Raw genomic sequence first — 1,511 nt, 5'->3', positions numbered from 1 at the left:
GCTTTCAAAAGAGGATTCAATGCTTCCTTTTCATCAACTATTTTCAAGTTTTAACGGATTATAGATGGCATATAACAACAAATAAGATATTATAAGATTGCATACTTTATAATCAGCTTATAGTATAATTTGTACTTATTTTAAGTAAGTTTAAATTCAAGCATGAAAAGGCACTCACCTTTAAGATGAATGCCTCCTGTTATAAACCTTGTATCCTCTTAAATATGAATTATATTTAAGGGATTAGTATAGTGATTAAGCGTATTTTATTTCAAACGTACATAGTAAGTTGCTTTTCCAGAGCCTTTTCTCTCTAACTCTCCTGATTCAACCAATTTCCGTAAAGAACCTTCTATTGAACTAATACTCAATGATGGGCATAATTCCCATATATCCTGTTTAGTGAATTTACCTAACTTATTTTGTGTAGCCTTTTTTACAATTTCTACAGCAGGTAATTTAGTTTCTATTATGAAAAATCTATCTTCAAAATCTTTATAGGCAGATAAAATAATTCCTAAAAGATACTTAATGAAAGGAATTATGTCCTCACTACCATCATGCCAACCATTTTGCGAACGATTTAATGCATCATAATATAAATCCTTATTCTGAGCTATTTTGGCTTCTAAAGAAATATATTTACCTACATAAAAGCCATTTTTGTATAACAATAAGGTTGTAAGCAAACGACTGATTCTTCCGTTTCCATCGTTAAAAGGATGAATGCAAAGGAAGTCATGAATAAATATAGGAATAGCAATCAAAGGTTCTACTTCAAAGTTTCCAATAACTCGATTATACTCTTCACAAATTTTATCCAACGCTTCAGCGGTTTCAAATGGAGCAAGCGGAGTAAATAGCGTTTCTGTATGCCCATCAAGATATTTGACACTGATATAATTTTGAACATTTTTTATTTTGCCTGCCATTGGGTTATTCATATGATTATACATGATTTTATGCAATTGTAAGATATAGTTTCTAGTAACAGAAATAGTATCAAAGCTATCATGGATAATATTAAGAACATCTCGGTACCCGGCAATTTCTTGTTCATCCCTATTTCTTGGAGTAGTTTTTTCTTCGACTAACTGTTTGATGCGAGTACTGGTTGTCACAATTCCTTCGATAGCATTTGAGGCCTCCGTACTTTGTATCTTTGCAATTTCGACAAGTTTTTCAAGTTCGGCTGATCGTTGCTTTAGATATTGCTCCTGTTTCCCCATTTCTTTATAGATAGCAGCAATATAAGCCAGAATGTCAGAATCCCATTTTTGATCTCTGATTTTTGAATAATTAAAATCTCTCATTCCCTTAAGCACCACCATTTCCCTTAAATTATACACAAAATTAAGGGAATAGTCAAAATCATAATCATAATAACAATAGATTCCAATAAAGATCTGTTCATATGTGTGATATTTATAATTAAGGTATATACCTTGAATTATGCAAACGAATACCAACAAACATGATAAACAGGCATATAAAAGAAACCTTTAGAAAGC

General features: G+C 31.2%; 1 protein-coding gene. It reads right to left on the bottom strand.

Annotation, left to right across the window (positions count from 1 at the left end; genetic code table 11):
* Positions 1–266: 266 nt before the first annotated feature.
* The gene (locus DAHG_RS00055) at positions 267–1,313 is read right to left on the bottom strand and encodes a Fic family protein (RefSeq protein ID WP_026880733.1); all 1,047 of its coding nucleotides are present in this window, start codon (positions 1,311–1,313) and stop codon (positions 267–269) included.
* Positions 1,314–1,511 lie beyond the last annotated feature (198 nt).

Source organism: Dielma fastidiosa, from assembly GCF_000313565.1.
In the GTDB taxonomy this organism is placed as follows: Bacteria; Bacillota_I; Bacilli_A; order Erysipelotrichales; family Erysipelotrichaceae; genus Dielma; species Dielma fastidiosa.
This window is presented reverse-complemented; position numbering and strand designations above follow the sequence as displayed.